Source organism: Cupriavidus sp. CuC1, assembly GCF_044627735.1.
GTDB classification, from domain to species: domain Bacteria; phylum Pseudomonadota; class Gammaproteobacteria; order Burkholderiales; family Burkholderiaceae; genus Cupriavidus; species Cupriavidus ulmosensis.
On sequence record NZ_JBIUHC010000064.1, the window covers coordinates 40,620 to 57,476 of the forward strand.

Consider the following 16,857-nt stretch of genomic DNA (forward strand, 5'->3'; position numbering starts at 1 on the left):
CTGCTCTGGATCATCGTGTTCCTGATCCTGCTGCCGTACGCCCTGGTCGCCGGCAAACAACGCTCGGAGAAGGCCATCGGCTGGATCGGAGACAAGTTTGGTGGCGAACGTGGCGATGAAACGCTGGAGGACGAGGAACTGGAAGATGCAGCGCCTGCGCCAGCTGTTATGGAGTCCCAGGTTCCGGTAGCAGCGGCGCCGGCACCTGTTGTCGCCAAGCCGCCGCGTCGCCCCCGCAGCATGAAGCAGATTGCAGCAGGTATTGCGCCGGAACCGGCCTTCACCGAAACCGAGAGCATCGGCGCACGGTGCGTGCAAGTCAGGAAGATCGCGCGCAAGCGGGTCTTTTTCTACCAGTACGCCAACCACGTGCGCCGGGTCCTGCCCGGTGAAGTGGGCCAGGCCCGCGAGCAACTTGGCATCCTCACCCGGGCCGCGTTCGAGGAAGCCGGTCTGCCCTTCGGCATTCCCAGCGCGGTGACACTCACCGAGCTGATGCTCAAGAGCGAATCCGGCTCAACGCGGAATCAGCCAAAGGCGGCGCTTGCGACAGTTCACCCGTTGCATGGCGTGGACGTCAACGCCGCACTGGCCGATGCGAGCGCAACGCAAGAGGTACGGCCCTGGGAAGCCGCGGGCTACGAGCTGCCAGAGCCGATGGCATCGGCGCCGGAGTCAGAGCCGGCACCACTGTCCACCAAGCCTCAACCCGCCAAGGTAACGCCGCTCGCGCCGCAAGTCCGGAAGAAGCCGATCAAGGTTGGTGTCGGCCGCATTGTGGACATGGGCGTGCGTCAGTTCAAGCCGGAAGGCCGCAAGCCGTATCAGTCCTTCACGGTCACCCTGGAGAAACGCGACGGCAGCCGCAAGGCGTTCAGCGGCGAGCACCTCGCGGAACTGGTCTCGGAGCGCCACGTGCGCGTCGGCGACACCGTGAAGATCAGCATGCTCGGCCGCGTTGCCGTCCAGGTCCCGCATCCCGAACAAGTCGGTAAGTTTATCGATACACATCGCAACGAGTTCGACCTCCGGCACGTGCGCTCACTCGCGGCGTGATTCACCGGCAGCAAACAAAGGAAAATCAATGGTATCCATCAACAAGGTCATCCTCGTCGGCAATCTGGGCGCAGATCCGGAAACCCGCTATCTGCCCAGCGGAGACGCCGTCAGCAATATCCGGCTGGCGACGACTGATCGCTACAAGGACAAGACCAGCGGCGAGATGAAGGAGGCCACCGAGTGGCACCGCATCGCGTTCTTCGGCAAGCTCGCCGAGATCGTCAGCCAGTACCTCAAGAAGGGCTCGCAGGTCTACATCGAAGGGCGCATCCGCACCCGGAAATGGACGGACCAGGCAGGCGTGGAAAAGTACAGCACCGAAATCGTGGCCGAGCAGATGCAGATGTTGGGCAGCCGCTCAACGGGCGCGTCGAGCGGTGATGACGAGGGCGACGGCAGTCAAGCCCAGCGTGCGCCGGCACGCGCGTCCAACAACAGCGGCCGGCAGAACGGCGCCGCAGCACCCAGCAGTCGTGGCGCCCGCACACCGCCCCCATCACCACCGCCCAGGCAGCAGTCTGGCGGCTATGGCGGTGGCGGCGCTCCGCGCGGCGGTGGCTTCGAGGACATGGACGGCGACGATATTCCGTTCCGCGCCCCGTTGGCGCTCGACGGCATTCCGTTCCGCCGCTAACGCGCAGTGTGGAAGGCCCCCTCGGGGCCTTCCCGCTGCTTCTTCAACCCTCCCCCCTTTTCGGGGGCTTTCCTGATGCGCGCTGCGCTTCAGAAAAGCCTCTGCACCTCAGCAGTGGTCTCTCCGCTTTTGAATTGCCTTTCCGAGGCAGGAGAACACGATGAGCCTGAACTTTAAAGATATCGACTGGGTGAAGGTGCTGACGCGCGCCCAGCTCGACGTGAAATATCTCTCGAAGCGCCAAGGTCCCTGCCCTCTCTGTGGGGGCAAGACCCGCTTCCGATTCGACAACAAGGATGACGCCGGCACCTACTTCTGCAATCACTGTGGTGCCGGCAATGGCTACACGCTCTTACGCGCATTCACAGGCATGAGTGATCGCGAGGCGCTTGAGTTCCTGAAGGACGATGCATGCTGTCGCCCGGTAGGACGGCCAGCCGCCTACCACGACGAGCGTAGCCTCAAGGCGAAGGCGGAAGCCGAGGCCAGAAAGAAGCGGGCGAAGCTGAACGCGGCCTGGTCGGGCTCGGTGGCCATCATGGAGACTTCGCCCGTGTGGGTCTACCTCAGTCGGCGGGTGCCCGGCCTGCAACTGGCGTGGCTGTCGCCCGACCTTCGGTATCACCCTGCCATGGCCTACTGGAATACAAACGATGAAGACAAGCCGGTGAATCGTGGCGACTGGCCGGTCATGCTGGCCCGGGCAAGACGTGCAGATGGGACACCGGTCACGCTCCACCGCACCTACCTGAGCAAAGATGGTTACAAGGCGCCATTCGCCGATGTGAAGAAGCAGATGGCAAGTCCCCAGAAGCTCGCCGGCGCTGCCATCCGCCTGAACTGCCCAACCACTCGAAGCAACAAGGTCATCGTCTGCGAAGGCATCGAAACCGGCCTAGCCCTTGTGGCGGCCACTGGCAATCGCATCGAGGTCTGGTGCATGGTGAATGCCGGGAACCTCGCCGTTGCCGACATCCCGCGGGATCGCTTCGACGAAGTGATCATCTGCGCAGACCGGGATCCGCTCGTTCCGAAGCACGGCTGGCGACCAGGTGAACACTATGCCGAGCTGCTGAAGGCAAGGCTGGTCACCGAGAATTTCGGCGTGCGCTTGCACGTGCCGAAGAACGAGGGCGAAGACTATTCCGACCTATGGCTAAGGGCTTCGCATCTGCGGGTTGCCGCATAGCCTTTTTGCGCGACAAGGAGTTAGTTTCGATGAGATCGATATCAGCACTGTTAATGGAAGTGACCAGAGAAGCCCACCGGGCGCTCTGCGAGAGCGAAGAAGCAGCCGCACATTACGGCGAGCCCTTCAGCCGCTGGGATGCCTGCTGTTGCTGGTGGCGCGGTTTCTTCAGTGTCGCCCGGCAGGCTCATGCACCTATAAAGTGATTTAAGGGCACTTCCAGCCCGCCGGGCTCTCCGAATGACAAGCGGCCCTGTTGCAAATAGCCGACCCGATGGGGTCGGCTTTTTTTTGGCCGACATGGTGCCCTCACTGGAGGGTGCAAGTCCGGTACACACCCGGGAACGGGAAAGCACGCGCCCGAGATGGGGGATCGCGGGCTGACTGCCGGTAGGTATCTTTTGTCGCTCCCCGAGCTTCCCCATGCGCCTCACTGTCCGAGGGCTGAGCGAATCCCCCAAAACCGCACTGAAAGTGCTTTATAGGATATCCGCCACTACTTCCTGATACCACCGCGCATGCGAGCAGTCACTCACACGGGAACGCGGGTGTGTCGCATGTCACCCTGAATTCATCCCAAAACAGGGTACCTTTCGATGCGGCCAAAGGTACCCGTCTATGGTAAGGCGGCAGTGCTCAAACGACCGAGATTCCCATAGACGGGTACCTTTTCATCATTGCAATCACCTGTCCCCATGTAACTTCGCCGGTTTCAACAACAGTGGTTACCTACTTACTTTGAGGGAGAGCCGAGCCACAATCCCATAGGCCGGCACCTAAACCTGCTTGAACTGATTTGTGGACGGCCTTCCCCGCGATGAATTGTGGGGCATAGACAATCCCGAAAAGCCTTGTCCACACTAGATTTGCGGACGTTTGGCGGCCATGAAACACGACTTGGCATCCCTGGAGCAACTAGTCCCATACGTGGGTACCTATCAGCGTCTGGGTCCCTCAAAGGAGGTTGATACTCGCCCCAAAACCGATCCCATAAACGGGTACCTTTGACCAGATTTCGGGCCGGCGAGCTGCTCCCAGAAGCGGGGACCTGTCTCCCATATCCACATACCTTTCTTCCCATTGAAAGGTACCGTCAGTCCCATATCCACATACCTGAGCTCCCATCGATGGGTACCTTCCCCCCATATCAGGGTACCTATCGGACTGGAAACCCTTTGTTTACGCGGTTCTCCAAGCTCTAAAGGTTTACTTAAAGAAGTAAAGTGTTAGGTAAACACGTAAACGGAGCGTGCTCCCAGAAAAGCCCCTCAAACACCGGCATAGGTACCTGTCTTTGGGATGTTCCAGCCACAACCAGGACTGCAATCGCCTCACGCTTCTGCCCTATCCAACTAGGTATACTGGCCCGGTCCGACTGGCTGACAATAGCAGGCAGACGGTGCAGGTGAGACTGGGCCCTCGACTGACCAAAAACATGGCACCGCATCTCAGCGGCCCTTGTGGCATGCTTCGACGTTGATATTGAAGGTACCAAGGTGTAATATAGGCGTGGCGCCTTTATACCTACGGCGGACTTTTCGGTATCACATCGATGGCCAAACAAAATCGCACACCGCCTGCGGACACTCAAATCGCCCTCTTCCAGACCGTAGAGTCCCCCGAACCATTCCGAAAAGCAGTTCAAGCAATCCACATCGCTCCGCGGTCCGGCATCATCTCGCTCCAGCAGCGCAAGATGTTCAATTCGCTCATCAAGAACGCGATTAGCCAGAACGAGGAAAATGAGGGTCGGACGCTCTTCGAAATGACAGCGGGGAGCCTATCGAATGATATCGGACTTAATAGCAACAATAGTCAGTACGTCAAGGACACGCTGAATTCCCTCATCAGCACGGTAGTGAACTGGGACTTTCTTACGCCTGACAAACGAAACATATGGAAGTCATCCGGTTTGCTCGCCGGAGCAGAAATCGAAGGTCCAAAGCTTCGTTATTCCTTCTCTGATCAGATAAGGACGGAACTGCTGAATCCAGAAATATATGCGCTTATTGATATGCGCATAACGAGACAGTTTCGCCGCGCCCACTCCTTAGCGCTATGGGAAAATACGGTGCGCTATGAAGCTATTGGAATTACCGCCAAATTTCCATTGCAGACCTTTCGGGAGCTGATCCTCGGCCTTGACAATGGAGCGCAATCCTATGCGGAATACAAAGCATTCAAGAGTAAAGTAATTGTCCCATGCGTCCGAGAAGTAAATGAAATATCGGACCACCTGCTAGAACTCGTTGAACACAAGAACGGCCGTTCAGTTGTGGCGATTCAGTTCAAAGTAAACAGGAAGGCAGAGGCGAAACCGGACGTCACCGAAAAAGAGAGTGCTCTTTTAGATGAAGTAGTAAAACTTCAGGTGCCGCGCTCAGAGGCTGCCAAGCTGATTGCTGAGTATGGCGAAGACCGTGTGAAATCCGCCATCGAATATACTCGCGCTAGGAAAGCAAAGAAAAATGCGCCGGCACTGGACAACGAAGCGGCCTATTTCAGAAAGGCCTTACAGTCGGGCTGGCAGGCACCGACTTCTAAGGCTTCCGATTCCGCAAAGCCGCCGCCTCGCAAAAAGGTAACAACAAGCGACGTTCGCGAGCGTTATATCACTTCAGAGGTCCCGCGAGCCAGGGAGTACTTCAACGAGCTTTCTATTGATGACCAGGCTGTTCTCATCGATCGATACAATGGAACCGTCGAGGTCAAGAATCTAAAGATTGTTGTCGGAAAGCGATCGACGAAGCTTGCTGAGACCAACTTTTTCAGCTGGCTTGTGATTGACACATGGGGCGACCCTTCCGCAGAGGATCTCTTGAGCTTTGTTGTGAATGGCGGTGCCGCAATCGACGTCGCAGCCTAAGAACCCGTTTCAGAATGAAGTTTCCCCGCGCTGCAGCGTGCGTTAACAAATGACGCAGCAAGCGAGTTTGAGGAAAGCTTCGTGAATGTCGGTGCGACACTCAAAGCGCACTCGCTGGCGTCGGGTTGCATGAAGCTAGGCATGATCCACCCCAGCGGACTTTGCCGAGCAATCGAAGTCGGGATGCCGGCGGCATGAAGCGGGCGACCATATTTGTCGTGGTCATAGGTGCGGTTGGCATAGATCCTACCTAGTTTGCGCAGGGCCGACTTTAACATCCGCGGACAGCGGGGGTGGCTTGGATCAGTGGTTGTGGCCCGCAAGTCGACACGCAAAGTCCCTCTGCTCCCGGCAGGTGCACCGATGAATGACCGTTTCCAGGCAAGGTCAACGGCGCGTGACGACCCAAAGCAGCCTGTCCAGATCGACCGAAAATGGCCACTCGCTGCCTGTGACGACTTCGGCCTTTCGATCCAAATGACCGATAAGTAAAGTGCGCCGTTCGAGTGCGGAAAGCGCGACTTCGCTTAGCTACCGTGGATGGAACCGGTAATGGAAAACTTTTCGGTCGTTCCGTCAGGACGATTCACCCAGAAGCACTTGGTGCCGAAGTCAGCACTTCGAACACTGAAGTCGGTGATACCGCACCCAATTTTTGCGGCGGCATTTGGATGATGCTCCAGCGCCGCTCGCAAAATCACTGCGTCGTCGGCGTTGACACGATCGCCTAGGTCGTACCGGTGAAGCATCGCCTTTAAGTGTGCGACGGCGTCCCCCCTCCTGTCGAACTGCAGGGGGCCGAGGGTGATGGGCTTCGCGGGCATGTGTAACCTCCAATTCAGCGGCGGGATTATGTGGCAACGTCGCCAGGCAGCGCGAGACGTTCGCGCACCTCGCGGATGATGATGGCTGGGATATCCATTGCTTGGAGTTGCACCACACGCTCGGAGATCCACGCTACGCATTCCTCTCTGCTGAGGTCGTCGCGGGCAATTTTCTCGTACAAAGCGACGGCGCTCATGCGGGAAAGGCCAAGTTCCATGAGCGAGAGAAGCGTCGTCGACGAAACGCCGAACTCAAGCTGCGTTCCGATATCCAAACCGTCGTCGATCAGATCTTCACGGCCAATCTCGCGCAGATGCAGATGCAGCACATCCATATAGGCGGAAAGGTACTTTGGTGCCTTGAACCGAGCGATCTGCTCTACTAGCTCCATCGTGCCGCGGATCAGCTCCGGGAGTTTGAAAGACCTACCGGCGTCTTGGTGCCATTCGATGCTATCGCGGATGATCCTAGCCAACGAGTACCCCCTTAGCCATTTGAAGATGATCAACGCATAAAGCCTGATGCGGTTCTCGGGGGCGAAGGCGAGAAACAAGTGTTTGTTGATCCTCCCCATAATCGTAATGAACCGGTCATAGCTGTCATTACTTGCCACCTCGGCCGGCAGCAGGTTTTCGACATCACCAGCGTAGGAACGGAAAGCTTCGAGAAGGCGCTGAAGGCCAACTGCGCTTACCCCTGGGTGCCGAGCGGCCAGATCAATGTTGATTTCAATCTGCGCTACCAAGGCACCGAGAGCCTGGTCGAGCTTCGCAATCGATGCAGCGTCATGGCGCTTCGCGAGGCTTGCTGCTGATATGGAACCGAGTCGCATGAAGGTGGTGAGGAGATAGGCGCCAACCTGCTCGAATGTATCAGTGTCCTCGATGCTGGACAGATCTGATAGCCCACGCCGGAAGAGATAGTCCGCCATGCCGTCACCAAGTTCGAGAACTGCGTCGCTTTCGCGTTTAATGGGATAGCGCGCGCGGCTAGGAACGCCAGTGGGCCAAGCCTGCCTGTCCTCAGGATCGATGCAGATGATGTTTCCTTGGAACTCGTCACCCCATCGGCCTGCGCGGCCAGCCAAATTCCAGAAATCGTGCGGCTCCATCGGGTGGCCCTTCCCTTTGCGCGGTCCGCGCACCACGATTGTGCGACACGACAGGTTTACGCCCTCGATCAAAGTTGAAGTGCATACAAGGAAGCGAATCTTCCCTGACCGGAACAACCGTTCTATCTCTAGCCGGAGCAGCGATGGCATATTGCCGTAGTGGAACGCCACCCCTAGCTCAACTAACGGTGCAAGGCGGAAGTCCTGATGCACGCCCTTCCGAGCAAGCTCAGCGAGCTGTAAGAGCTCCGAATCGATGGACCCAAGCTTGGGCAAGAGCTGACTGATCAGATCAGCGACATCTTCCGCCTCACCAGCGCCGTTCGTGTAGACGAGCGTTCCGCCTCTCTCGCCGACAGCCGCGGCGATGAACGCGAGGCGCTTTTTGAGTCCATCCGGCGTGCTCGCGAGCTGAAGTGTCCCTACTGGAAGTGTCGAACCCTGCTGTCGAAGAGTAAGCGTCCAGAGCTTCGATCTTCGCGGCATCTGGGTGGCGACCATCAGGTTCTGAAGGACCGTGGAGGAGTCGCTATCAACGGCGATGGTCTGCACACCATCAGGCGCGTCCGTAAGCAACACTTCCGGGTTTTGGGTCGCCGGGCTGATAAACACAGCCTTCAGCTTTGGGTTGGCGCGGGTGGCCCGCTCTACTGCATCCTGCAAAATTACGCCGCGCTGGTTGTCACCGATCTTGTGCGCCTCGTCCACAATGAGCAGGTCGATGGAGAACATATCACTGAGCACGTTCGCGAGAAGGTGCAACCGTTCTTGTGTGAATACGAGAATCACTCGCGCGCCGCCAGCGCGAGCAGCCTTGTACTTATCGGGGAGGGGAAGGGACGATACCTCGATTAGCTCGGTATTACCGAGGAGCCCGTTGAGATTGGTTTCTATCTCGGAGACCAGCGCGCGGGTCGGGGCGAGATAGACCGCCACCCGGGTCTCGCCCGTAATCACTTGGTCGATCAGCCACTGAAGTACGAGAAACGTCTTGCCAGAGGCAGTAGGTGCGGATGCCGAGAGCCAGCGGTCTCCGGCCGCATTGGTCCAGAAGCGTTGCTGAAAATCGTTTACTTGTAGCCACGCGCCGCTCGATTGTACCAGGATGGAGCGGTCCATCTCGCGACGCTGAGCTTCGAGACGCAACGCGACGCCCAGCCGCCCGTCAAGGCCGGATGCCACCAGCCCCCGATCGGTGGCTAACGCGATGGCCCGGAAGTTAGAGAGCTTACCCAAGAGTACAGCACCCGCGTCTTTGAGTGCCCGATCGTCCGTCAGTGAAATTGCAGCGGTTGCGATTCGGAGCGCTGCTTCTTGATCGACCCTTTGATCGGATCGCGCCAAAATGCTGCCGGCGAGCAACAATCTTGGCCAATCAATAACCGAAGCGGACGGTGCGGAGGGATCGAGCGCCAGATTATCGAGTTCGTTGCGTACTGTGAGTCGAGTGATCGCATCGAGATCGTCCCGAACGCCTTCCTGGAGAAGCCATGATTGGAGGTTGGCGAGGCTCATTGTTCCTTGATTCCCATAGCCTTGAGAAATGCGGCGCGGAAGCCTTCGGCTGAAGGCAAAGGGACGCAGAATACCTCGATTTCCATCTGATCGAGCTTCTCCAACTTGAGCCGCTTTCCGATACTATTACTCCAACCTGTAAGTTCCGCGCGGGATGCATTGACGAGCTCCTCAGCAACCGCCTTTGCATTATCTTTCGGGTAGAACGGCGCATCGAAGCCTACGAGGGCCACGCCGCAGTATTGGACCCGCTTAGACATGACCGACGACTTGTCCAAATACTTCTTAAGCGCGTCGGTGAGTGCTAGGTTGCTAAGGTCGGCTTTGTCGCTCAGGAGCATTAGGTCGCGCTCCCGTCCTGCCTCCTCGTGTTCGGGTTCAATCAGGAAGGGAGCGAGGGAATTGAGACAATCGCGAATCGCGGCAGTCGCATCCCCATAGATTTTTGATTCACCCCAGTAGAGTTTTAAGGTGCCTTCCGGTGTTACGCCCGCATACACCCCATCCGCGCCGTGAAAGTGCATACGGGTGTCCGTCTTGAGATCCATCTTGCAAAGAATCTGTGGCAGCTTGAGGAAGCGCTCCGCCAGTAGGAACAGCAACATCTCTCCGCCCTCGCCGGTGTTCGCCAAATCGGTGAACGAGCGCTTGGCCCGCTCGACGAGTTCGGCAACGGCCTCGGTGCTGTTGAACCTAGTGTCGCGCGCTTTCGCGTCGGCAAGCTTCGAGCGCGGGATCGCATAATCAACTATGGCGTTCCGCATGAACTCCGCCAGCCGATGCGGTTGAATACGGCCATTTCCATCCACTGAAAGACAGTGACAGTGAATCTTGACTAAATGCCCGTCGATGGGCACGTCTCGCTCTACGAGGGTAAGGTGGACCTGAAGTGCTTCTGGGTTTCCTGTCAGAGCAGATTCGAGATCGGTGGCGGTGATGGTGGACAAATGGCCTCCGTGGCGTCTATCCATCTGCCTTCAGATGGGGTCATAGAAGCAAATGTAACCGCCTGCGCCTTCTTAGTCCACGGACTTGCTAACGCTCAAGGTGCGTTAAGCCGGGTCTGCGATCGGTCGAGTTTTAGCGCAATTGTGCTGTCGGTGGGGTTCGCACATCTCGATGGGGCATCCCTAAATGCACAAACAATATCCATGCTGTTCAAGTGATGCTCGGTTAGCCGATTCTTGATTCCAGAAAATGGGTGCTTTTGGCCGATTGCAGCCGTCCGGACCGGCGGCCGTTTCCGACCCGTTGTGAGCACTGGCCGAATCGGCCGGAAGGTCAGCTATGCAGCGAATACAGCCGATTTGCGCAGATGGCATTCGCCAGCCACCGTGACCTCCGTCGACATCACGGAATGGCCAGAATCTCCCCCGGCGTAAACCAGCCACTTTTCTCCTTAATGTGTGCGAGTGCCACGGCTGGCTGCTCCGACCATAGAACGAGCGCTAAAGACTCGCGAGCTCGGCTGCAGGTGACGTACAGCAGGCGCAGGCTGCGATCGATGGTAGTTTCCTTACCGGCATCCATGTTCGACATGTCCCTGTCGCTCAGCTCTTTGCCTCCGAAGAGCTTGTCGTACGAGATTTGGAAACCGCCCGCCTGGCTGTCATCCATCACGACCATCACGTGCGCGAATTCCGAGCCCTTCACCACTTGGTGGGTAGCCAGTTCGGAGTTGCCGGCGAGATAGCGCCGGTACCTTCCAAGTTCTTCCCAAGGTGCCGCAAAGAGCGCGCACCAACCGCGGCGCATCCTCGCTTGCGTGGTTTCCGTTTCCTTGCGGGGAATTGGTGGTGGAGGGGGATCCGACTTGTCGGCAAACGCCTCCGCCAGCCGAGGGTGCACGTCGAACAGGTTGGCAGCAAGGATAGGTTCGATCACCTTAGCCACGGTCGACTTCCGGTCGACACACGCCTTGGCAAATGCCTGGATCGCCTTGAGCATCTCGTCCGTTCGGGCATGCCGCTTAGCCGCGTCGACCGGCAGGTGGTCGAGGCTTCCGCTGCGCCTCAGCACATCGGTTGCCGCGAACTCGTTGACCGTGCCGTCTGGATGGACACAGGCCTCGAGCTGCACCAGCTCATCCAGAACCAGGCGCGCAGCCGACGGACCATTGTTCTCGCCGCTGCCGACGGGCGCCGCAGCGTTGGGGTCTATTAGGTCCATCGCCTCGTAGACCCTCAGAAACCCCCCACGGGCTGCGACCAGCTTGTGCTCGAGCGCCAGGAGCTGATAGCCGCCGACCTTCCAGGCGTCTGCCTGGGCCGACGCCCGCATCTGGTCGACACACCAGCGTTCGCGATCGCGCTTCTCCTCGGGGGACAGGGATGCATCCCCGACGAACAGGCGCACCATGCCGCCCGTCTTCTCGATCCGGGGATGCTGCTTGACGCCCGTAGCCGGCTGCGTGCGGCCCTGCATCTTCGATTCCCAGATCTTGTTGATGAGGGTGACGATGCGGCGCTGGCTGCGATGGTTCATCTGCAGCTCCGGTTTCGCCCAACCGTCGGGCACCAAGCCCGGCAGGTCGGAATGACCGTCAGAATAGATGCGCTGCCGGTGGTCCCCCAGGAGGCCCAGCGTGAGTCCGCAGCTACGGGGCTCCGTTAGCACCATCAGCGCGTCTAGCATTCCTTTCATTGTGTCCTGGGATTCGTCGATGAGGATGATCGGGTGGCGGTCCCGCAGGATGGTCTTGAGCGTCGGCCGGTTTAGCAACAGCCAGGCCGTGGCGTCGAGGACGTGCCGGTGCTGGATCGCGCCAGGCCCGAAGGTGTTCCGGTCCGGGTGATAGATGAACTTCTCAGTCTTGCTGAGCTGCTCCATCTCCGCCACGATTTCGGCGAACTTCGCGAGGTCGGTGGCGCTGACGCCGCGCTTTTTGGCTGCCGCCTTCTCGCGTTCCTTCTCGAGCTCGATCTTCTTCACCGCAACGAGCGCATTGCGGATGTCTTCGTCGAAGCCGTCGATGAGTTCCCAGCAAAAGGAGTGGATCGTCGAGACGCTGACCAGGTCATTGCTTCCCAGGCGCCCGTTGATGATCGCGACCGCGTTCTTCGTAAACGTGACGACACGGATGGATCGGCCACCCTGACGCAGGCGACGGCCGAGCACGCCACCGGCCTCGTGAGGCACCACCCCGGTCAGCCGGCGCAAGACCTCGACGAGCGTCCGCGTTTTTCCGGAACCGGCACCGGCGAACAGGAAGAAGCTGCGCGGCTGCTGCTCCGTAAGATACCCGCAAATCTCCTCGACAACGCCGGCATCGCGGTCGTTGCCTTCGCGAACCGCGGCGCCGCTCATAGCACCACGTCCGCGCTCGGTTCGAGCTGCGCTTGCAGCCAGGCGAGGGCGTCCGCGATGTACTTCGGACACGCGATGGTTTCGCCAGCGGCGACCTTCTCGAAGATGCTCGCGGCAAAGTCGCCTTTGCTGAAGGAGTCGTGCATCAGCGCGTGCAGTGAGCTTGCCAGCTCGGGATGCGTCTTGGCCTCGGCGACAGTCGAGGCGGCTGCGCCCAGCGCGCCAGTCGGGGGCTTGACCTTCTTGCCGTCCTTATCTTCCTTAGCTTCGGACAGTTCCTTGAACCACTCGATGTTGCTCAGGATGAGAGAGTCTTCAAAGGAGCTCGGCCAGGTGTTGCCGGCCTCCGCGACCGGCAGCTGCCAGGCGAACCGCACCATGCACTCTGCCACCTCGGTCCACGTCAGATGCTCAGGCATGGGATTCTTGAAGTCGTCCAGCTGCGCGAGCTTCGGATGCCAATTACGCAGCGTCGCATTGCCGCACTCCAGTCCCGCTTGGCCGGTGTTGGCCACCGCCACCCGAACCGGCTGGCCTTTGGCGCCGACCTTCACTTCCACGGGGTCGATGTCGGTGATGACGATGGTAGGGATGCGCAGCCTCTCGACCAGGGGCTTCAACCGGTGGGCGTGGCTGCCGCCGATGTCCAGGAAAGAGACGTAGCGCGTGTTCAGAGCCTCGTAGTCGCGTTCCATGAACAACGGCACCAGCATGCGCTCGGCCACTCCCTCCACGAAGATGGCCGCGTTGGCGAACAGCAGGTCGGTGTGTTGTACGCGGAAGTAGCGTTCGGCGAATTGACGCGTCGCGTCATCGCTGCCGAAGAGCTGCCCGAGGTTGACGACTTCGGTGGTCGGCATCGGATGGTCCTTGGACTTGGCGATGCGCCGGACATAGCGAAGCCGGTCGAAGTCCTCGGCGTGCGCGAGGTGACTCGAATGGGTGCTGATGAGCAACTGGCTCTTCAGCGCTGTCGCCTCCTTGTCGGTCGGGCTGATGAGCTTGTGCGCCTTGTCTGGGAAAATGCGTTGCACTTGGACATGCAGGTGGGCTTCCGGCTCCTCGATCATCACAAGGTGCACCGGCGTTGGCGAGCCTTTTTCCGGATTCAGGCGAGCGGCCTTGAAGGAGACCAGCTGATAGCTCAGTGACTGGAGGTTCTGGTAGCCCAGGCCGATGGAGTATTCCGGCAGCAAGTCCTCCGCGGAGTCCTTCTTCATGCTGTACTGGACCGCGGTGCCGTGGTCGAGCAGGTCCGCCGTGTGAATGCGGGTCCGGAAGCGGATTTCCTGAGGGTCGTGCAGCCCCGGGTAGCCGAGCTCCTTGACCTCCTCCACGGAGGGCGCGATGGCGTCGTGGATCTTCTGGTCGAGCTCCTTCTGCGCCTCGGCCACGGCCTTGATGAGATCGGCGCGGTGACCGTGCCCGGTCGAGGCCACGTTCAGGTGACGCCGTGCGAAGTGCAGCAGCTGGTTGGAGAACATGCCCACGCGATGGGGGCCGGAGGCCGACCGAGAGTCCGCCTCTTCGCTGCCCAGGCCGCGCTGCGCCGCCACGAAGTCGACGCGAATCAGCTTTGCCAGATGCTTACGCTCGATGGGCACTGCGTCGGCCGGCAAGACCTGCGTCTTGTAGGCGGCCTTCCCTTCCAACGGGTTGTTCTCTGCGTTGAGCTTGTAGGCCCTAACCTGACCCATCTTCAAAGATTCACGTAACCAGTAGTCGAGCAGGTCAATGGGCCAGGCCAGCGAGTCGTTGCCCATGTCCTTCACGGGAAGGCGGGCCGTGTGATACGACCAGGCCAGCTCCATGAGCGAGGCCACATCGGTTGCCGGCTCCAAGCGCAGTCGAACGCCGACCGCGCCGCCCTGCCAGTTGAAGTTCGAAAGGAACGGCGCCACGAAGTGGTACATGCCCGCCTCGGCGTTGAACCACAGGTCAAGCGTCGGCATCGCGGAAAGCAGCGTGGCGAGCTGGGCCGTCCAGTCGTTGGTGTCGGTCCCTGCGGCCGTTGCCGGGTCCTCGGTCAGCGCCTCCCATTGCTTGCCCAGTTCCCGCAGCTTCGTCCACTGCGATAGGCTGATGTCGAAGGCGCCGAATGCCGAGCCATCGGACAGGAAATGCCGCAATGCCGCGAGCACCGAGGTCTTGCCGCTGTTGTTGGCGCCGACGAGGATGGTGGTCTTCTCGTCGATGTCTAGTTGAACCTTCCCCAGTCGACGGAACTGGCAAAGCTCCAATAATCGGAGGGTAATGCTTCCCGAACTGGGAGCGACAACAGCTGCTTTTTCGGTCATGGCCTTGCGCATTAGGTACTTATCGACCGTGCATTGCACGGACTGGCTCACGCGAGGCCCAATGCTGTGCTGCACGGGTTGAGCCATGCATGCCTTGTGAGCCCCCCACATTCAGAATTGAATGCTACCTCAAGCCCAGGATGGTCATGATGGAGGCGTGCAGCACCGCCCACCACTGGGCACGGCGTTTTCAGTCGCTAGGCCGTTCTTGTTCGTCCTGACGAACGGGGCGACATATTGCGGGCTGATCAGCCGGACTTCGATGCCGTCGGGTCCATACATGCACGAAAAGCAGACCCCGGACCTCATGGGATTCGTCTTCCTTAATTGAGTATTTCTTGCGCCAGTGCTCGGAATGCATGGCGCATTCAATGGTCATGCCCAGCGACTTGAACGCGCCACGCAGTTTTGGGGCGGTGATGCTCTTCTTCGTGTAGCTCTTCAAATCGGTGTGCAGGTAGACCATTTTTTTCAGCGTAATGGAACACGACGTCGCCGGGGTGCGTGTCTTTCGGCTTGGCATCCTTGCTCTCGCCTGTGTGCTCGGGATTACCGCAGGCGAAATTGTCGTCGTGCTTGCCATGCTTGGACCAGAGGAAGTGCTTGAAAACGTCCCGGGAAAGGGCAGTGGCGATGTCGCCGATGTTGATTGTCTCTGACATGTGTTATGAAGCGACCGCGTTGAAGGCGTACATCCGCATGGACGCACGCCTAGTTCCCGTACAAAAAATGCTGACGAACGGACCCGCAGACAGGGCGGGCCGGCAATGCTGCGTCGGCTGATGGCGATTATGTGGCGAGCGGCGGGTTGAGCCTATCCCCCGCTTGGGGGTTACATCCGCCGGCTGCCTGGCGCGTCCGCTGCAATGACTTGGCGCAATATCGCCGACCAGACGCGGTGCCGCGCTGCCGTGGCGAACTGCCTGCGGGCTTGTTACGTCCGGCCAAGAAAATCCGCACGGGGCGAGTTCGGCGAAGGTCGCGGGGTCAGTTGCGACAGCGAGTATTGTGACGCAAAGGACGTGGCCCCACCTGTCTTCAGGTGGAGTGGAAGCCAAGTCTGCGTTGGTAGACCGACTGCCTGCGCGCTAGGCTGCGCCAAAACCAATTCCGGCGGCGTAGGAAAGGGCCCAAGCCAGTCGCTGATTACGGCGCTGGGCGGACCCGCCGTGGGTTCGACGGCCATGTAGGCGTCCCAGCGGCAGTCGATCAGCATCCGCAGATGGATGCTCTGGCGGCAAGCGACCCACGCATTGGGCCGCACGGAAGGTTGCGCCGGTTGGGCGACAGGCCGCTGTCGCCTGCAATGCGTGATTGCTCCGTATGCGGCATATTCCGCAAATCCTCGCAGCAAGGTCGATATCCGCTGGGAAACCCGAGCAAATCTGCTTATTTGGATAACGGTACCTATCATGCTAGCCGCTAGCGTCCACGTCTGCCGGCTACTAATGCCGTTCATGGAACGCTCGCCTTTCACGTCCCGATGGTCAATTGCAGCGAGGAGCCGTCGCCTGAAGGTCCGACCGACAGCGCGAGCGAATGTCGCCTCGAGCGCCAGCCCCTTCCTGCAGTTCGTCCGTCGGCGAGGCCGGTGCATTGATTGGCGCCTGGTTTCTGGATGGCCATCTCGGATTGGGGATCTGTATTGCCAACTTGTACGGGCATTTGCGGACGGGATCCACGATGCGACCCAATCGTTCAGCCTGGTCCAGATGCTCTGCACTTACCCGCTGTGGGGCGGAACCGGCCGATCGCTCGAGAGCGGCTCGAAAGGGTTGGGCGAGTCAACCGCCGGAGCTCACTTCACAGGGGAACCGGGCGTGTCCCGCCCTTAAAACAATGACCGCGCCGACCACATCGGCGCGCTTCTCGAAGCCGTACATCACACACAAGAAGTTGCAATGGTTGCGTCGGCGAACCCTTGAGCCACTGTGTTTCCATGCCGTTCGCTCCGCCCTCCCGCTATAAGCTGATGGCGCTAGTGTAGTGTTCTGTTCTTGATGGAACTTATATGAATTCGGCGTCTCCAAAGCGCTACTGCGACACAGCGTGGAG

The 16,857-nt window shown here is 59.4% G+C and carries 10 protein-coding genes; 4 read left to right on the forward strand and 6 right to left on the reverse strand.

Features of this window, described 5'->3' with window-relative positions; genetic code table 11:
- The first annotated feature begins 15 nt into the window (after positions 1-15).
- From ACGLHR_RS25720 to ACGLHR_RS25735, 4 genes are all read left to right on the forward strand, one after another.
- Positions 16-1,056, forward strand: a complete 1,041-nt coding sequence (locus tag ACGLHR_RS25720; RefSeq protein ID WP_400096899.1) for a hypothetical protein — start codon at positions 16-18, stop codon at positions 1,054-1,056.
- A gap of 28 nt (positions 1,057-1,084) precedes the next feature.
- Positions 1,085-1,693, forward strand: a complete 609-nt coding sequence (ssb, locus tag ACGLHR_RS25725; protein WP_400096900.1) for a single-stranded DNA-binding protein — start codon at positions 1,085-1,087, stop codon at positions 1,691-1,693.
- Between the two features lie 160 nt (positions 1,694-1,853).
- A complete protein-coding gene (locus tag ACGLHR_RS25730) occupies positions 1,854-2,882 on the forward strand; it encodes a primase-helicase zinc-binding domain-containing protein (RefSeq protein ID WP_400096901.1) in 1,029 nt (342 codons plus the stop codon).
- 1,552 nt (positions 2,883-4,434) lie between these two features.
- Positions 4,435-5,748 carry a replication initiation protein gene (locus ACGLHR_RS25735; protein WP_400096902.1) on the forward strand — a complete coding sequence of 438 codons (1,314 nt, stop codon included), beginning with the start codon at positions 4,435-4,437 and terminating at the stop codon, positions 5,746-5,748.
- 527 nt (positions 5,749-6,275) lie between these two features.
- On the opposite strand, the gene ACGLHR_RS25740 is transcribed toward ACGLHR_RS25735, so the two are convergent.
- The 6 genes from ACGLHR_RS25740 to ACGLHR_RS25765 form a co-directional block, all read right to left on the reverse strand.
- Complete coding sequence (locus ACGLHR_RS25740; RefSeq protein WP_400096903.1) at positions 6,276-6,572, reverse strand: DCL family protein; 297 nt, start codon at positions 6,570-6,572, stop codon at positions 6,276-6,278.
- A gap of 26 nt (positions 6,573-6,598) precedes the next feature.
- Positions 6,599-9,199 carry a DEAD/DEAH box helicase gene (locus ACGLHR_RS25745; RefSeq protein WP_400096904.1) on the reverse strand — a complete coding sequence of 867 codons (2,601 nt, stop codon included), beginning with the start codon at positions 9,197-9,199 and terminating at the stop codon, positions 6,599-6,601.
- Positions 9,196-10,146 carry a DUF1837 domain-containing protein gene (locus ACGLHR_RS25750; RefSeq protein WP_400096905.1) on the reverse strand — a complete coding sequence of 317 codons (951 nt, stop codon included), beginning with the start codon at positions 10,144-10,146 and terminating at the stop codon, positions 9,196-9,198. Before ACGLHR_RS25750 ends, ACGLHR_RS25745 begins: the two co-directional genes overlap by 4 nt.
- Positions 10,147-10,549: 403 nt before the next feature.
- On the reverse strand, positions 10,550-12,505 hold the full coding sequence (locus ACGLHR_RS25755) for a UvrD-helicase domain-containing protein (protein ID WP_400096906.1): 1,956 nt from the start codon (positions 12,503-12,505) through the stop codon (positions 10,550-10,552).
- Positions 12,502-14,802, reverse strand: a complete 2,301-nt coding sequence (locus tag ACGLHR_RS25760) for an AAA family ATPase (RefSeq protein WP_400096907.1) — start codon at positions 14,800-14,802, stop codon at positions 12,502-12,504. The genes ACGLHR_RS25755 and ACGLHR_RS25760 overlap by 4 nt, the downstream gene beginning before the upstream one ends.
- A gap of 368 nt (positions 14,803-15,170) precedes the next feature.
- Positions 15,171-15,464: a hypothetical protein gene (locus ACGLHR_RS25765; RefSeq protein WP_400096908.1), complete on the reverse strand. Its 294-nt coding sequence runs from the start codon at positions 15,462-15,464 to the stop codon at positions 15,171-15,173.
- Positions 15,465-16,857: the final 1,393 nt, after the last annotated feature.